Raw genomic sequence first — 14,911 nt, 5'->3', positions numbered from 1 at the left:
GTTGATATGACCGACTACAACACTCTCGGCTTCATCGGGCTCGGCGTGATGGGCGAGCCGATCTGCCGCAACCTCGTCAAGAAGAGCAGCAGGCGCGTGATCGCATTCGACCTCGCGGCCGAACCGCTGCAGCGCCTGCGTAGTGACGGCGCCGAGGTGGCGGCGTCGGTCGCCGACGTCGTCAGGCAAAGCGATCTCTTGTTCCTGTGCCTGCCCAGCGCCAAGCACGTCCGCGCCGTGTTCGAAGCCGACGGCGTCCTGCGCAACATCAGGAGCGGCCAGGTCGTGGTCGATCTCGGCACATCCTCGGTCAGCCAGACCCGCGACTTCGCCGCGCAATTGCAGGCCAAGGGCGCGGCCTGGGCCGACGCGCCGATCGCGCGCACGCGGCAAGCGGCGCAGGACGGCACGCTCAGCGTGATGGTCGGCGCGGCGCCGGCGCTCTATGCCGCGATCGAGCCGCTGATCCGCTGCTTCGCCACCGACGTCACCCATTGCGGCGATGTCGGCGCCGGGCAGGTGACGAAGATTCTCAACAACATGGTGCTGTTCGAGACCGTGAACGCGCTGGCGGAAGCGGTTGCGGTGGCGAAGCACAATGGCGTCGATCCGAAGCTGCTGCTTGAGACGCTGTCGAAGGGCTCGGCCGACAGCTTCGCGCTGCGCAACCACGGCCTGAAGGCGATCGTGCCGGGCGTATTTCCGGAGCGCGCATTCTCGACCGAATATGCGCTGAAGGATCTGTCCTACGCGCTGGAGCTCGCCGCGGATGCCGGCCTCAAGATCCGCGGCGCCGAGCTGATCGGGACGGTGCTGCAGGAGGCGATCGACAAGGGATCGAAGGACAATTACTTCCCGGTGATCGCGAAGCATATCGACAGGGCGTGATTCTCTCCGCCGTCATCGCGAGGAGCGAAGCGACGAAGCAATCCATCGTCCCGCGGATGCATGGATTGCTTCGCGGAGCCTGTCATCGGGCGCGCGTTCGCGCGACCCGTTGGCTCGCAATGACGGTGGAGGAAGCAGCGCAGCGCACACAACTCCATCCCCGTCACCCTGAGGTGGCCGCTTCTTCAGCGGCCCTCGAAGGGTCGACGGCCACCACGGCCACCAGCGGGGCCGATTCATCCTTCGAGGCTCGCAAGAGCTCGCACCTCAGGATGACGGATTGCATAGGAAGGGCTGCGCCTAATACGCCTCCTTCGCGTCGGCTTCCTCGCTGGTCTGCACCAGCTCGAGGCTCTGCTCGACCTTGCCGAGCAGGCGCGCGAGATCGCGGCGTTCCTGCGCCGACAAGCAGGACAATATCTCCTGCTCCTTGCGCAACAGGCGCGGGATCAGTTCCTCGTACAGCGCCTGGCCCTTTTTGGTCAGCCGCAGGCGGAATTCGCGGCGGTCGTCCTCGTTCTCGACGCGCTCGACGATCTCGCGCTCCATCAGCGCCGAGACGGCGCGGCTGATGGTGGATTTATGGGTGCGGGTGCAGTGCGCGATGTACTGCGCGCTGCAGGGATCGCTGCGAAAGCCGAGCGTAGCGAGCACGCGCCATTCCGGAATGTCGAGGCCGTAGCGCGCCTGATACTCGCTCGACAGCGCCGAGGAGACCTCGGCCGCCAGCCGGTTCAGCCGGAACGGCATGAAGTGAAAGAGATCGAGGCGCTTTTTCCCCGTCGCGACATCGTCGCGCGGGTCCGCCTCGACCGCGGCGCGCGGCCGCAGCGGAGGCTGGCCAGCAGTGGTCCTTGCCAAGAATCTCTCCAATTTGAGTTGACGGCGAGCCCGACTGGGAGTTTAAGATAGTTGCAAGTGAGACTAATTTAGCAAGGTCGCGGTCCGGTCGCAAGCCTGTCACACGAGACCGGTCGCCGGCGCCACAGGGAACATCCAGGGTTACGCGCATGGCAGACGCCAGGACGGCACAGGCCAGAACCCAGTTCGGCTATCGCCGCCATCCCGATCAGGACCGCACGGGCGCCAATATGGCGGAGCACCCAGTCGTGGTGGTCGGCGCCGGGCCGGTCGGCTTGTCGCTCGCGATCGATCTCGCGCAGCGCGGCCAGCGCGTGGTGCTGCTCGACGACGCCGACCGGATCGGCGAAGGCTCGCGCGCGATCTGCTTCTCAAAGCGCTCGCTGGAGTTCTGGGATCGCCTCGGCGTCGGCGACCGCATGGTCGACAAGGGCGTGGTGTGGAGCGTCGGCAAGATCTTTCACGGCGCCTCGCAGCTCTATCAATTCAACCTGCTGCCCGAGGAGGGCCACAAGCGGCCTGCCTTCATCAACCTGCAGCAGTTTTACGCGGAGGCTTACCTGGTCGATCGGGTCGAGCAATTGCCCGAGATCGACCTGCGCTGGCGCAACAAGGTGACCGCGCTGGAGAGCCGCAATGACGGCGTCGCGCTGACCATCGCAACCCCCGACGGCGCCTACCAGGTGCATGCCAGCTTCGTCGTCGCCTGCGACGGCGCCCGCTCGTCGCTGCGCCAGATGGTCGGCGCTGACTTCGCGGGCCAGGTGTTCGAGGACCAGTTCCTGATCGCCGACGTCAAGATGACCGCCGCGTTCCCGACCGAGCGCTGGTTCTGGTTCGATCCGCCGTTCCATGCCGGACGCTCGGCGCTGCTGCACAAGCAGCCGGACGACATCTGGCGCATCGACCTGCAGCTCAATCCGGATGCCGATCCGGTCGCCGAGAAACGGCCGGAGAATGTGCGGCCGCGGATCGAGCGCATGCTCGGCCACGACAAGTTCGAGTTCGAATGGATCTCGCTCTACAAGTTCCAGTGCCGGCGGATGGCCAAGTTCATCCACGGAAGGGTGATCTTCGCCGGCGATTCCGCGCACCAGGTCTCGCCGTTCGGCGCGCGCGGCGCCAATTCTGGGCTCGAGGACGCCGAGAATCTGGCGTGGAAGCTCGATCGCGTGCTGCGCGGACATTCGCCGGAAGCGTTTTTGGAGAGCTACCACATCGAGCGCAGTGCCGCGGCCGATGAGAACATCCGCGAATCGACGCGTTCGACCGACTTCATGGCGCCGGTGACGCGGCAGGAGGCACGGCTGCGCGAGGCGGTGCTGTCGCTCGCCAAGGACACCGAGTTCGGCAAGCGCATGGTCAATGGCGGCCGTCTGTCGGTGCCGTCGGTCTATGACACGCCCCTGTCGAGCGGGGATCGTGACGAATGGCGCGGCGGCCCGCGGCCGGGCGCCTCGATGCCGGATGCGCCGATGATCGAGCAGGGCGGCGGTTCCACCTATCTGACCGACGCCTTCATCCGGCAGGGAACGCGCTTCACGCTGCTGGAGTTTTCCAATGGCGCGGCTGTTGATCTCCCCGAGGGCGTCGGCAGCATCCGGGTCGGCGGCGCGGGCGGCCTGGTCGATGCGCAGGGTTTTGCCGGCAAGCGTTACGACGCCGAGCCCGGCACCGCCTATCTGCTGCGGCCGGACGGCTACGTCGCGGCGCGCTTCCGTAATGCTGCGCGGCCGGCCATCGATGCGGCGCTGGCGCGCGCATCCGGGCTGAATTGAGGTTTGGCGATGGCGCTGTCGACCAGTTCGAACTTTGCAAAGCCCGACGACGCGTTCCGCGCCATCGTCGAGGCACATCGCGGCTTGACGGATGCGCAAAGCGCCGATCTCGACGCCGCGCTGGTTCTGGTGCTCGCCAACCATATCGGCGACATCGACGTGCTGCGCGAGGCGATTGCGCTGGCGAAGCGCCGGATGCCCGACGCGAGCCAGCAGCAGCAACAGCAACAACAATAGTCACGGACCGAGCTTGGATGAATCAAATCGTGCGGCAGTCCTCCCTTCACCTCGCCCCGCCTGCGGGGAGAGGTCGGAACGCATCGCCAGATGCGTTCCGGGTGAGGGGGAGTCGCCGCAGACACATCTGTCACCGTCTACGCGGAGACAGCCCCTCACCCCAACCCTCTCCCCGTAAGAACGGGGAGAGGGGGTGCGCTCTTGAACGAACAGGATTGAACTGATGGCCAAAGGTTTTGCTTCGACCACGGATCTCGGCGAGAAGAAGGTCACCTTCTCCGAGATCGGCACCGATCTCTACGCCTTCACCGCCGAGGGCGATCCCAACACCGCCGTCATCGTCGGCGACGACGGCTGCCTGGTGTTCGACGCGCAGGCGACGCCGGCGATGGCGAACAAGGTGATCGAGCGGGTCAAGACCGTCACCGACAAGCCGATCAAGTATGTCGTGCTGTCGCATTACCATGCCGTCCGCGTGCTCGGTGCCTCCGCCTATCAGGCGCAGGGCATCGTCGCCTCGCAGGAGACCTATCGCCTGATCCAGGAGCGCGGCCAGCAGGACTGGGATTCGGAATACGGCCGCTTCCCGCGCCTGTTCCAGGATGCCGCCAGCATTCCCGGCCTGACCTGGCCGACGCTGACCTTCGAGGGCGAGATGTCGATCTATCTCGGCAAGCGCGAGGTGCGGCTGATGCAGTTAGGGGCCGGCCACACCTCGGGCGACATCGTCGCCTGGGTGCCGGACGCCGAGGTGATGTTCTCGGGCGATCTCATTGAATACCACTCGGCCTGCTATTGCGGCGATGCGCATTTGCGCGAATGGCCGATGACCTTGAACGAGATCCGCGCCTTCAATCCGAAGGCGATTGCGCCGGGCCGCGGCGACGCGCTGAAGGGCCTTGGCACCGGGCGCGATGCGATCGCGATGACCCGCGACTTCGTCACCACGCTGTATGGCGCCGCCGAGTCCTCGGTCGCCAAGGGCCGCACCTTGAAGGAATCGATGGCGGCGACGCGCGAGGTGATGGACCCGAAATTTTCCAGCTTCGCGATCTACGAGCACTGCCTGCCGTTCAACGTCTCGCGCGCCTATGACGAGGCGTCCGGGATCGATGACCCCGTGATCTGGACCGACAAGCGCGACCAGGAAATGTGGGCCGCCCTGCAAGGAGGAGGATAGTCATGAACATCAACGCCTCGCCTGATCAGATCGTGCGCAGCACCGCGCAGGTGACGCCGGGCTACATGTCCGGCTTCGGCAACAGTTTTGAGACCGAGGCGCTGCCCGGCGCGCTGCCGATGGGGCGCAACTCGCCGCAGCGTTGCGCCTACGGGCTCTATGCCGAGCAATTGTCCGGCTCGCCGTTCACCGCGCCGCGCGGCACCAATGAGCGCTCCTGGCTTTACCGCATCCGCCCGTCGGTGCGGCACTCCGGCCGCTTCGCCAAGGCAGATGCCGGGCTGTGGCGCACCGCGCCGTGCTATGAGTACGACATGCCGATCGCGCAACTGCGCTGGGATCCGGCGCCGATCCCGAAGCAAGACATGACCTTCCTGCAGGGCGTGCAGACCATGACCACGGCGGGCGACGCCAACACCCAGGCCGGCATGGCAGCGCACGTCTACCTGATCACCAAATCGATGGTGGACCAGCACTTCTACAATGCCGACGGCGAGATGATGTTCGTGCTGCAGCAGGGCAATCTGCGGCTTGTCACCGAGTTCGGCCGTATCGATGCCGAGCCGGGCGAGATCGTCGTGATCCCGCGCGGCGTCAAATTCCGCGTCGAGATTCCATCAGGTCCGGCGCGCGGCTATCTCTGCGAAAACTACGGCGGCGCGTTCACGCTGCCGGAGCGCGGCCCGATCGGCGCCAACTGCCTCGCCAATTCGCGCGACTTCCTGACGCCGGTAGCCAGCTACGAGGACAAGGACACGCCGACCGAGCTCTACGTGAAATGGGGCGGCTCGCTGTTCAAGACGCAGCTCGCCCATTCGCCGATCGATGTGGTCGCCTGGCACGGCAATTACGCGCCTTACAAATACGATTTGCGCACCTTCTCGCCGGTCGGCGCGATCGCTTTCGATCATCCCGACCCCTCGATCTTCACGGTGCTGACCTCGCCGTCGGAGACCGCGGGCACCGCGAATATCGACTTCGTGATCTTCCCGGAGCGCTGGATGGTGGCCGACAACACCTTCCGTCCGCCGTGGTACCACATGAACATCATGAGCGAGTTCATGGGGCTGATCTACGGCGTCTACGACGCCAAGCCGCAGGGCTTTGTCCCCGGCGGCATCAGCTTGCACAATTGCATGCTGCCGCACGGCCCCGACCGCGAGGCGTTCGAGCATGCCTCCAACAGCGAGCTGAAGCCGGTGAAATTGACCGGCACCATGGCCTTCATGTTCGAGACCCGCTTCCCGCAGCGCGTGACCCAGCACGCCGCGACCTCGTCGAGGCTGCAGGACGACTACTCGGACTGCTGGAAGGGACTCGAGAAGAAGTTCGATCCGAACAAGCGGTAAGGACTTCACCCTCCCCTGGAGGGGGAGGGTCGACGCGAATGAAATGAGCGGCGGGGTGGGGTGACAGTCTCTCCTTTGAGGCGGTGCCCGAGTGGAGAGATCACCCCACCCCGCTTCGCATTTCGCTTCGCTCCATGCGAACCGACCCTCCCCCTCCAGGGGAGGGTGAAGAACATCAGCCGTCGCATCTGATTGCAGATCGGGAAATCCTATGCCCCACCCCAACGACCCATCCCTCCGCTCCTTCATCGACGTCGCGCCGACCTCGGACTTTTCGATCCAGAACCTGCCCTATGGCGTGTTCTCCTCGAAGGACGGTCTGCCGCCGCGGATCGGGGTTGCGATCGGCGATTACGTGCTCGACCTCTGGGAGCTCGAGCAGGACTCCCGGCTCGATGTCGGGCCGCTCGGCGTGTTCTCGATGCCGTCGCTCAACGCCTTCATGGCGCTGGGGCCGAAAGTGTGGTCGAAAACCCGGGCGCGGATCAGCGAGCTGTTGCGCTCCGATCATCCGGAGTTGCGCGACCACAGGGAGCTGCGGGCGCGGGCGCTGGTGCCGATGGCCGATGTGAAGCTCTATATGCCGTTTGCGGTCTCGGGCTACACCGATTTCTATTCGTCGAAGGAGCACGCCACCAATGTCGGCGTCATGTTCCGCGGCAAGGACAACGCGCTGCAGCCGAACTGGCTGCACATGCCGATCGGCTATAACGGCCGCGCTTCGACGGTCGTGGTGTCGGGCACGAAAGTGCGGCGGCCGCGCGGCCAGCTCAAGCCGCCGACCGCAGAGGTGCCGAGCTTCGGCGCCTGCAAGCGGCTCGATTTCGAGCTCGAAATGGGTGTCGTGGTCGGGCAGGCATCGCCGATGGGCGAGATGCTGACCGAGAAGCAGGCCGAGGAGATGATCTTCGGCTTCGTCATCCTCAACGACTGGAGCGCGCGCGACATCCAGCAGTGGGAATACGTGCCGCTCGGCCCGTTCCAGGCCAAGGCGTTTGCGACCTCGATCAGCCCGTGGGTGGTGACGCGCGAGGCGCTGGAGCCGTTCCGCCTGCAGGGCCCGGCGCAACAGCCGCAGCCGCTCGCTTATCTGAAGCAGGCGGGTGCGAACAATTACGACATGCAGCTCGACGTCGCGCTGCGCGCCGGTGCGATGAACGAGGCGAAGACGATCTGCAGCACCAATTTCAAATACATGTACTGGTCGTCGGTGCAGCAGCTCGTGCATCACGCCTCCAGCGGCTGCGCGATGAATGTCGGCGACCTGCTCGGGTCCGGCACGATCTCCGGGCCGGAGAAACATCAGCGCGGCAGCCTGCTCGAGATCAGCTGGAACGGCACCGAGCCGGTGGAGCTTGCGAGCGGCGTGACGCGCTCGTTCCTGGAAGACGGCGATTCACTGGTGATGCGCGGCTGGTGCCAGGGCGACGGCTATCGCGTCGGGTTCGGCGAGGTCGAGGGCACGATCGTCGCGGCCGAGTGATTTGCTTCACCTCCCCTTGAAAAGGGGGGGCGGTTTGCGCAGCAAACCGGGTGGGGATCTGCTCTCTCAACGAATGCCGGCGCTCGTGGCGAGACCCCCATCCCACCTTCCCCCTTTCAGGGGGAAGGAGCCTGAGAGCGTGCTGGCCTTACCGCTCTTCCGGCCTGATATCCCGCAGTCGCGCCGAATGCGCCGCGCAGTCTTCAATGCTGTACTTCAGATGCACCCGCTTGTCGGACGGCGGCTGGTTCACCGTACAGACGCCCGGCCGCCACGCCTTGGCGGGGCGGATCGGGCGCGGCGCGAAACCGCCGCCGCAGTTCGGGCAGACATTGCCGAGCTTTTGCTCGGCGCAGTCCGCGCAGAACGTGCATTCATACGAGCAGATCCGCGCGTCCGTCGCGCTCGGTGGCAGGTCCTTGTCGCAATATTCGCAGTTCGGTCGCAGCTGCAGCGCCATGGTCGTCTCTCTTCTTTAGATGCCGCGCACTCCGGTGCACCTCTCCCCTTGTGGGAGAGGTCGGATCGCATCGCTAGATGCGATCCGGGTGAGGGGTAGCGGTCCATCCAAGCAGTGCGCCCCGCGGAGAGAACCCCTCACCCCAACCCTCTCCCACAAGGGGAGAGGGAGCCCACCGCCGATGACGCAGCATCGAACCAGTTCGTGCGATCATCTCAAATCATGCTGCAAAAGCGAATGTCGCATTTCCCTCGATTTGCGCCACGTCACGCCTTCAGCGGCAGCTTTGAGCTCTCCTTCAGCCGGTCGAGCACGATCGAGGAGCGCACATGGGCGACGCTCTGGTGCGGCATCAGCACGTTGTTGATGATGTCAGACAGGCTTTTCAGGTCGCGCAGCATCACCTTGAGGACGTAGTCGGCATCGCCGGTCAGCGCATAGGCCTCCTGGATATCGTCGACGCGGTTGACCAGTTCGCGAAATCTTTTCGAGTTGTCCGGCGAGTGGGTCGCCAGCGTGATGTGGATGAAGGCGATCAGGCCGAAGCCGAGCGCTTCGCCGGCGAGATCGGCGTGGTAGCCGGCGATGACCTTTTCCTCCTCCAGCCGCATCCGCCGCCGCGAGCACTGCGAGGCCGACAGGCCGACGAGGTCGGCCAGTTGCTGGTTGGTCAGCCGGCCGTCGTCCTGCAGGGCGGCAAGCATTTTGAGGTCGAAGGCGTCGACTTCGATCATGCGGAAACAGCCAGTTCTGTGCGTATATCGTGCATCGATATAGCTAATCACGGGTCATTTTGCACGCACTTTGCGCGAAAAACGGCGGAAACTCATCCCCAGACAAATCAGGGAGATGCCGCCATGGGTCCGTTTCCGCACGATGCGCCGCCGGCCGAGATCAGCGCCGACAACCCGATGGGCACCGACGGCTTTGAGTTCGTCGAATATGCCCATCCCAACCCGCAAGAGCTGCACACGCTGTTCAAGCTGATGGGCTTTGCGCCGGTCGCCCGTCACAAGAGCAAGGCGATCACGGTCTATCGCCAGGGCGACATCAATTATCTCGTCAACGAGGAGGTGGGCACCCACGGCTTCGACTTCGTCGCCGCGCACGGCCCCTGTGCGCCGTCGATGGCGTTCCGCGTGGTCGACGCCAAGCGCGCCTATGAGCGCGCGATTGCGCTCGGCGCCGAGCCGGCGGATGCGTCGTCCGCGCAGAAGGCGCTGGATGTCCCCGCCATCAAGGGCATCGGCGGCAGCCTGCTCTACTTCGTCGACCGCTACGGCGCCAAGGGCTCGGCCTATGATGCCGAGTTCGAATGGCTCGGTGCGGTGGATCCTCGCCCCGCGGGCACCGGCCTCTATTACATCGATCACCTCACCCACAACGTCCATCGCGGCCGCATGGATGTATGGACCGGCTTCTACGCAAAACTGTTCAACTTCCGCCAGATCCGCTTCTTCGACATCGAGGGCCGCGCGTCGGGCCTGTTCTCGCGCGCGCTGACCAGCCCGGACGGCAAGATCCGGATTCCGATCAACGAGGACGCCGGTGATTCCGGGCAGATCGAGGAATATCTCAACACCTACCGCGGCGAGGGCATCCAGCACATCGCCTGCGGCGCGCGCGACATCCATTCGACGGTGGAGACGCTGCGCGAGGCCGGCCTGCCCTTCATGCCGTCACCGCCGGACACCTATTTCGAGCGGATCGATGCCCGCCTGCCCAGGCACGGCGAGGACGTCGCGCGGCTGCAGACCAACGGCATCCTGATCGACGGCGAGGGCGTGGTCGACGGCGGCCAGACCAAGGTGCTGCTGCAGATCTTCTCGGCCAACGCGATCGGGCCGATCTTCTTCGAATTCATCCAGCGCAAGGGCGACGACGGATTCGGCGAAGGCAACTTCAAGGCGCTGTTCGAATCGATCGAGGAAGACCAGATCCGCCGCGGCGTGCTGAAGGTGGATCACGCGGCGTGATCTGAGGAAACAGGTCGTGGCCTGATCGCGTCATTGCGAGCCAACGGGTCGCGCGAACGCGCGCCCGATGACAGGCTCCGCGAAGCAATCCATAGTTCCGCTTGTGGGACGATGGATTGCTTCGTCGCTTCGCTCCTCGCAATGACGGCAGGGATTACTTTCCCGTCTTCCACGCCGCCGTCACATCGCCAATGCTCGCGAGCTCCGGCTCGCGGATCGCCGACGGGGTGCGCGAGAAGCGCGGCGCGGGGGCGGGCTGGGTCACGCCATGGCGCTCGACGAACACGTTGCGCGCGGCCATGTGCGGGTGCTTCGGCGCTTCCTCCATGGTCAGGATCGGCGCGAAGCAGATGTCGGTGCCTTCCATAATCGTGCACCAGTCGGCGCGCGACTTGGTCTTGAACACCTCGACCAGCTTTTGCTTCAGCGCCGGCCAGGCCTTGCGGTCCATCTGCGCGTCGAAATCGGCGTCGGACAGGCCGGCGTGCTGGCGCAGCAGCGCATAGAACTGCGGCTCGATCGAGCCGATCGAGATGAAGTTGCCGCAGGAGCATTCATAGACGCCGTAGAAATGCGCGCCGCCGTCGAGGAAATTCTGGTCGCGGCCCTCCTTCCAGCGGCCCTGCGCGCGCATGTCGTAGAACATCGACATCAGCGAGGCCGCGCCGTCGCACATCGCGGTGTCGACCACCTGGCCCTTGCCGGACTTTTGCGCTTCCAGCAGCGCGGCGAGCACGCCGACCACGAGATAGAGCGCGCCGCCGCCGAAATCGCCGACCAGATTGAGCGGCGGCACCGGTTTCTCCTTGGTGCCGATCGCGGCCAGCGCGCCGGTGATCGAAATGTAGTTGATGTCGTGGCCGGCGGCGTTCGCCAGCGGGCCGTCCTGGCCCCAGCCGGTCATGCGGCCGTAGACCAGCTTTGGATTGCGCGCGAGCACGACGTCGGGGCCGAGGCCGAGGCGCTCCATCACGCCGGGGCGAAAGCCCTCGATCAGTGCGTCGGCATGGCCAAGCAGCTCGAGCACCTCGGACACCGCGGCCTTGTTCTTCAGGTCGAGCTCGATGACCTTGCGGCCACGGGTGGCGACCGCCTTGAGGTTCTTGCCGGCGCCGACGCGGTCCAGCGTGATCACCTCGGCGCCCATGTCGGCCAGCAGCATGCAGGCGAACGGGCCGGGACCGATGCCGGCGAATTCGACGATGCGGAAGCCTGTGAGCGGGCCGGAGGCGCGGACGGCGGTTTGGGAAGCGGGCTTGTCGAGCACGTTGTTGTTCCGTTTGGTGGTTGGGCGTGAGGCGGCTGAGATGCCTGCCGCGGTGGCGAATCGATTCTCCCGGCCGTCCGTGGACGGTATTTTTAATTAGCTGATTAGCTAAATTGTCTCGCCTTATGCGCGGTGTGGCAAGCGGCTTTTGCCCGACCTTGGCGGTAAAATGCCAACGGCGCGCATTGCTGCGCGCCGTCTCCGACTTGTGTCTAGGCGCTATCAGCCCGCGGTGATCACCGCGCGCTGCGCCATCACCTTGATCAGGTTGGCGCGATAGGCCGCCGAGCCGTGGATATCGGCGAGCAATCCCGCGGAGGGAATCGTCACGCCGTCGATGGCGCCCGCCGACCAGTTCGCCTTCAACGCCGCCTCGATCGGGCCGACCCGCATCACGCCGCTCTGCGAGGCGCCGGTCGCGGCGACGCGGACGTCCCCCGCCGGCGTCCTGGCGACGAACACGCCGGTGAGCGCGAAGCGCGAGGCCGGGTTGGGGAATTTCGCATAGCCCGCTTTGGCCTGCACCGGGAACGACACCGCCGTGATGATCTCGCCATCTTCGAGCGCCGTCGCGAACAGGCCCTTGAAGAAGTCGTCCGCCGCGATCGTGCGCTTGTTGGTCTTGATGGTCGCGCCCAACGCCAACACTGCCGCCGGATAGTCGGCTGCGGGATCGTTGTTGGCGAGCGAACCGCCGATCGTGCCGCGATGCCGCACGGCCGGATCGCCGATCAGCGAGGCGAGATGGGCCAGCGCAGGGATCGCCTTTTGCACAACGTTGCTGGTGGCGACATCGTAATGGGTGGTCGCGGCCCTGACCACGATCCCGTCGCCGGTTGGTTCTATACCGATCAGTTCCTTGACCTTGCTGAGATCAATGACGTCGGACGGCGCCGCGAGGCGCTGCTTCATGACAGGCAGCAGGGTCTGCCCGCCGGCGAGGAATTTGGCTTCCGTGCCCTTGCCGAACAGCGCCACAGCATCGTCGACGGAGGAGGCGCGGTGATAAGTGGTCTCGTACATCGTATCCTCCCCTTAGCCGTGAATGGCGTGCCAGACGCGATCGGGCGTCGCCGGCATTTCCAGTTTGTTGTTGCCGATCGCGTCCGTGATCGCGTTGATCACGGCCGCCGAAGCGCCGATCGCGCCGGCTTCGCCGCAGCCCTTGACGCCGAGCGGATTGCCCGGACACAGCGTCGGCGTGTGCGAGAGCTGGAACGACGGCAAATCGTCGGCGCGCGGCATGGTGTAATCCATGAACGACGCGGTCACGAGCTGACCGGTGCCGTCATAGACCACGCCTTCGAGCAGCGCCTGGCCGATGCCCTGGGCGAGGCCGCCATGGACCTGGCCTTCGACGATCATCGGGTTGATCAGCCGGCCGAAATCGTCGGCCGCGACGAAGTTGACGAAGGAGGTCTTGCCGGTGCCGGGATCGACCTCGAGCTCGCAGATATAGGCGCCGGCCGGGAAGGTGAAGTTGGTCGGATCGTAGAACGCCGTCTCCTTCAACCCGGGCTCCATGCCGTCGGGCAGGTTGTGCGCGGTGTAGGCCGCGAGCGCGACCATCGGCAGCGCGATCGACTTGTCGGTGCCGGTGACCTTGAACTCGCCGTTCTCGATCACGATGTCGCTCTCGGAGGCCTCGAGCGCGTGTGCCGCGATCTTCTTGGCCTTGGCCTCGACCTTCTCCATCGCTTTCACGATGGCCGTGCCGCCGACCGCGATCGAGCGCGAGCCGTAGGTGCCCATGCCGAACTGCACCTTGTCGGTGTCGCCATGGACGATCGAGACCTGGCTGACCGGCACGCCGAGCCGCTCCGCAATGATCTGGCAGAACGTCGTCTCGTGGCCCTGGCCGTGGCTGTGCGACCCGGTGAGCACCTCGATGGTGCCGACCGGGTTGACGCGGATCTCCGCGGATTCCCACAGGCCGACGCCGGCGCCGAGACTACCCACCGCCTTCGACGGCGCGATGCCGCAGGCCTCAATGTAGCAGGACACGCCGATGCCGCGCAGCTTGCCTTCACCTTTGGCTTTGGCCTTGCGGGCCGGGAAGCCGGCATAGTCGATCGCCTTCATGGCGGCGTCGATCGAGGCGTGGAAGTCGCCGATGTCATACGCCATGATCACGGGCGTTTGGTACGGGAACGTGGTGATGAAGTTCTTCTTGCGCAGCTCGGCCGGATCGACCTTGAGCTGCCGCGCCGCGGTCTCCATCATGCGCTCGAGCAGATAGCTCGCCTCGGGCCGTCCGGCGCCGCGATAGGCGTCGACCGGCGTGGTGTTGGTGTAGACGCCCATCACCTCGGCATAGATCGCCGGGATCACGTACTGGCCCGACAGCAGCGTCGCGTAGAGATAGGTCGGCACCGCCGACGAGAACAGCGACATATAGGCGCCGAAATTGGCATGGGTCTTCACCCTGAGGCCGACGATCTTGTTGTCCTTGTCGAACGCCATCTCGGCTTTCGAGACATGGTCGCGGCCATGCGCGTCGGTGAGGAAGGCTTCGGAACGATCGCCGGTCCACTTCACCGGGCGATTGACCTTCTTCGACGCCCACAGCGCCACCATCTCTTCCGGATAAATGTAGATCTTGGAGCCGAAGCCGCCGCCGACATCGGGAGCGATGACGCGCAGCTTGTGCTCGGGGGCGATGTTGTAGAACGCCGACAGCACGAGGCGGGCGACGTGCGGGTTCTGCGAGGTCGTGTAGAGCGTGTAGTGCTCCTCGGCCTGGTCGTAATGCGCGATCGCCGCACGCGGCTCCATCGCGTTCGGCACCAGGCGGTTGTTGGTCAGCTCCAGCGTCACGACGTTGGCGGCCTTGCTGAAGGCGTCCTTCACCGCGGCTTCGTCGCCGAGATGCCAGTCGTACACGACGTTGCCGGGAGCCTCCGGATGCAGCTGCGGCGCGCCCGCCTTGAGCGCGGCCTTGATATCAGGCACGGCGGGAAGCTCTTCATAATTGACCACGACCGCCTCGGCGGCGTCCTTGGCCTGGTTCTTGGTCTCGGCGATCACGACCGCGACCGCCTGTCCGACGAAGCGCACGGTCTCCGGCGCCATCGCCGGCCACGCGCCCATCTTCATCGGCGAGCCGTCCTTCGAGGTGATCGCCCAGCCGCAGATCAGGTTGCCGACCTTGTCGTCGACGATCTGCTGCCCGGTCAGCACCGCGATCACGCCGGGCATCTTCATCGCCTCGGCTGAATCGATGCCCTTGACCTTGGCATGCGCATGCGGGCTGCGGATGAAGTGAGCATAGCTCATGCCCACCATCTTGATGTCGTCGACGTAACGACCCTGTCCGGTAATAAAGCGTCGGTCTTCCTTGCGCACGACGCTTGCGCCGATACCTTCAACACCCATTGTCTAGTCCTCCCGACCGGAGATTTCGGATTGCCGCCGCTTCCATCGAGTTGGCGG

The 14,911-nt window shown here is 65.2% G+C and carries 13 protein-coding genes; 7 read left to right on the top strand and 6 right to left on the bottom strand.

The window, feature by feature from the left end:
• Positions 1-6 precede the first annotated feature (6 nt).
• The gene (locus tag CI41S_RS02005; protein WP_139857190.1) at positions 7-888 is read left to right on the top strand and encodes an NAD(P)-dependent oxidoreductase; all 882 of its coding nucleotides are present in this window, start codon (positions 7-9) and stop codon (positions 886-888) included.
• Positions 889-1,188: 300 nt separating this feature from the next.
• On the opposite strand, the gene CI41S_RS02000 is transcribed toward CI41S_RS02005, so the two are convergent.
• Complete coding sequence (locus CI41S_RS02000) at positions 1,189-1,638, bottom strand: MarR family winged helix-turn-helix transcriptional regulator (RefSeq protein ID WP_172626629.1); 450 nt, start codon at positions 1,636-1,638, stop codon at positions 1,189-1,191.
• 260 nt (positions 1,639-1,898) lie between these two features.
• On the opposite strand from CI41S_RS02000, the gene CI41S_RS01995 reads away from it, so the two are divergent.
• The 5 genes from CI41S_RS01995 to fahA all read left to right on the top strand — a co-directional run bounded on the left by CI41S_RS01995 (position 1,899) and on the right by fahA (position 7,776).
• Positions 1,899-3,527, top strand: coding sequence for an FAD-dependent oxidoreductase (locus CI41S_RS01995; protein WP_139857188.1), 1,629 nt, complete (start codon positions 1,899-1,901; stop codon positions 3,525-3,527).
• 9 nt (positions 3,528-3,536) lie between these two features.
• A complete protein-coding gene (locus CI41S_RS01990) occupies positions 3,537-3,764 on the top strand; it encodes a DUF2783 domain-containing protein (protein ID WP_139858532.1) in 228 nt (75 codons plus the stop codon).
• A 223-nt stretch (positions 3,765-3,987) separates the two neighbouring features.
• The gene (locus CI41S_RS01985) at positions 3,988-4,944 is read left to right on the top strand and encodes an MBL fold metallo-hydrolase (RefSeq protein ID WP_139857187.1); all 957 of its coding nucleotides are present in this window, start codon (positions 3,988-3,990) and stop codon (positions 4,942-4,944) included.
• A gap of 2 nt (positions 4,945-4,946) precedes the next feature.
• A complete protein-coding gene (hmgA, locus tag CI41S_RS01980) occupies positions 4,947-6,293 on the top strand; it encodes a homogentisate 1,2-dioxygenase (protein ID WP_139857186.1) in 1,347 nt (448 codons plus the stop codon).
• A 211-nt stretch (positions 6,294-6,504) separates the two neighbouring features.
• On the top strand, positions 6,505-7,776 hold the full coding sequence (gene fahA / locus CI41S_RS01975) for a fumarylacetoacetase (protein ID WP_139857185.1): 1,272 nt from the start codon (positions 6,505-6,507) through the stop codon (positions 7,774-7,776).
• 148 nt (positions 7,777-7,924) lie between these two features.
• On the opposite strand, the gene CI41S_RS01970 is transcribed toward fahA, so the two are convergent.
• Complete coding sequence (locus CI41S_RS01970) at positions 7,925-8,236, bottom strand: DUF1272 domain-containing protein (RefSeq protein WP_139857184.1); 312 nt, start codon at positions 8,234-8,236, stop codon at positions 7,925-7,927.
• Positions 8,237-8,502: 266 nt separating this feature from the next.
• Positions 8,503-8,970, bottom strand: a complete 468-nt coding sequence (locus CI41S_RS01965; protein WP_139857183.1) for an Lrp/AsnC family transcriptional regulator — start codon at positions 8,968-8,970, stop codon at positions 8,503-8,505.
• A 123-nt stretch (positions 8,971-9,093) separates the two neighbouring features.
• On the opposite strand from CI41S_RS01965, the gene hppD reads away from it, so the two are divergent.
• Complete coding sequence (gene hppD / locus CI41S_RS01960; protein ID WP_139857182.1) at positions 9,094-10,212, top strand: 4-hydroxyphenylpyruvate dioxygenase; 1,119 nt, start codon at positions 9,094-9,096, stop codon at positions 10,210-10,212.
• Positions 10,213-10,366: 154 nt separating this feature from the next.
• On the opposite strand, the gene CI41S_RS01955 is transcribed toward hppD, so the two are convergent.
• The 3 genes from CI41S_RS01955 to CI41S_RS01945 all read right to left on the bottom strand — a co-directional run bounded on the left by CI41S_RS01955 (position 10,367) and on the right by CI41S_RS01945 (position 14,854).
• The gene (locus CI41S_RS01955; protein WP_139857181.1) at positions 10,367-11,479 is read right to left on the bottom strand and encodes a CaiB/BaiF CoA transferase family protein; all 1,113 of its coding nucleotides are present in this window, start codon (positions 11,477-11,479) and stop codon (positions 10,367-10,369) included.
• A gap of 222 nt (positions 11,480-11,701) precedes the next feature.
• Entirely contained in the window at positions 11,702-12,502 is an 801-nt protein-coding gene (locus CI41S_RS01950; RefSeq protein WP_139857180.1) for an FAD binding domain-containing protein, read from the bottom strand.
• Between the two features lie 12 nt (positions 12,503-12,514).
• Complete coding sequence (locus tag CI41S_RS01945; RefSeq protein ID WP_139857179.1) at positions 12,515-14,854, bottom strand: xanthine dehydrogenase family protein molybdopterin-binding subunit; 2,340 nt, start codon at positions 14,852-14,854, stop codon at positions 12,515-12,517.
• Between the last annotated feature and the right edge of the window lie 57 nt (positions 14,855-14,911).

It is taken from the genome of Bradyrhizobium ivorense (genome assembly GCF_900696085.1).
In the GTDB taxonomy this organism is placed as follows: Bacteria; Pseudomonadota; Alphaproteobacteria; order Rhizobiales; family Xanthobacteraceae; genus Bradyrhizobium; species Bradyrhizobium ivorense.
This window is presented reverse-complemented; position numbering and strand designations above follow the sequence as displayed.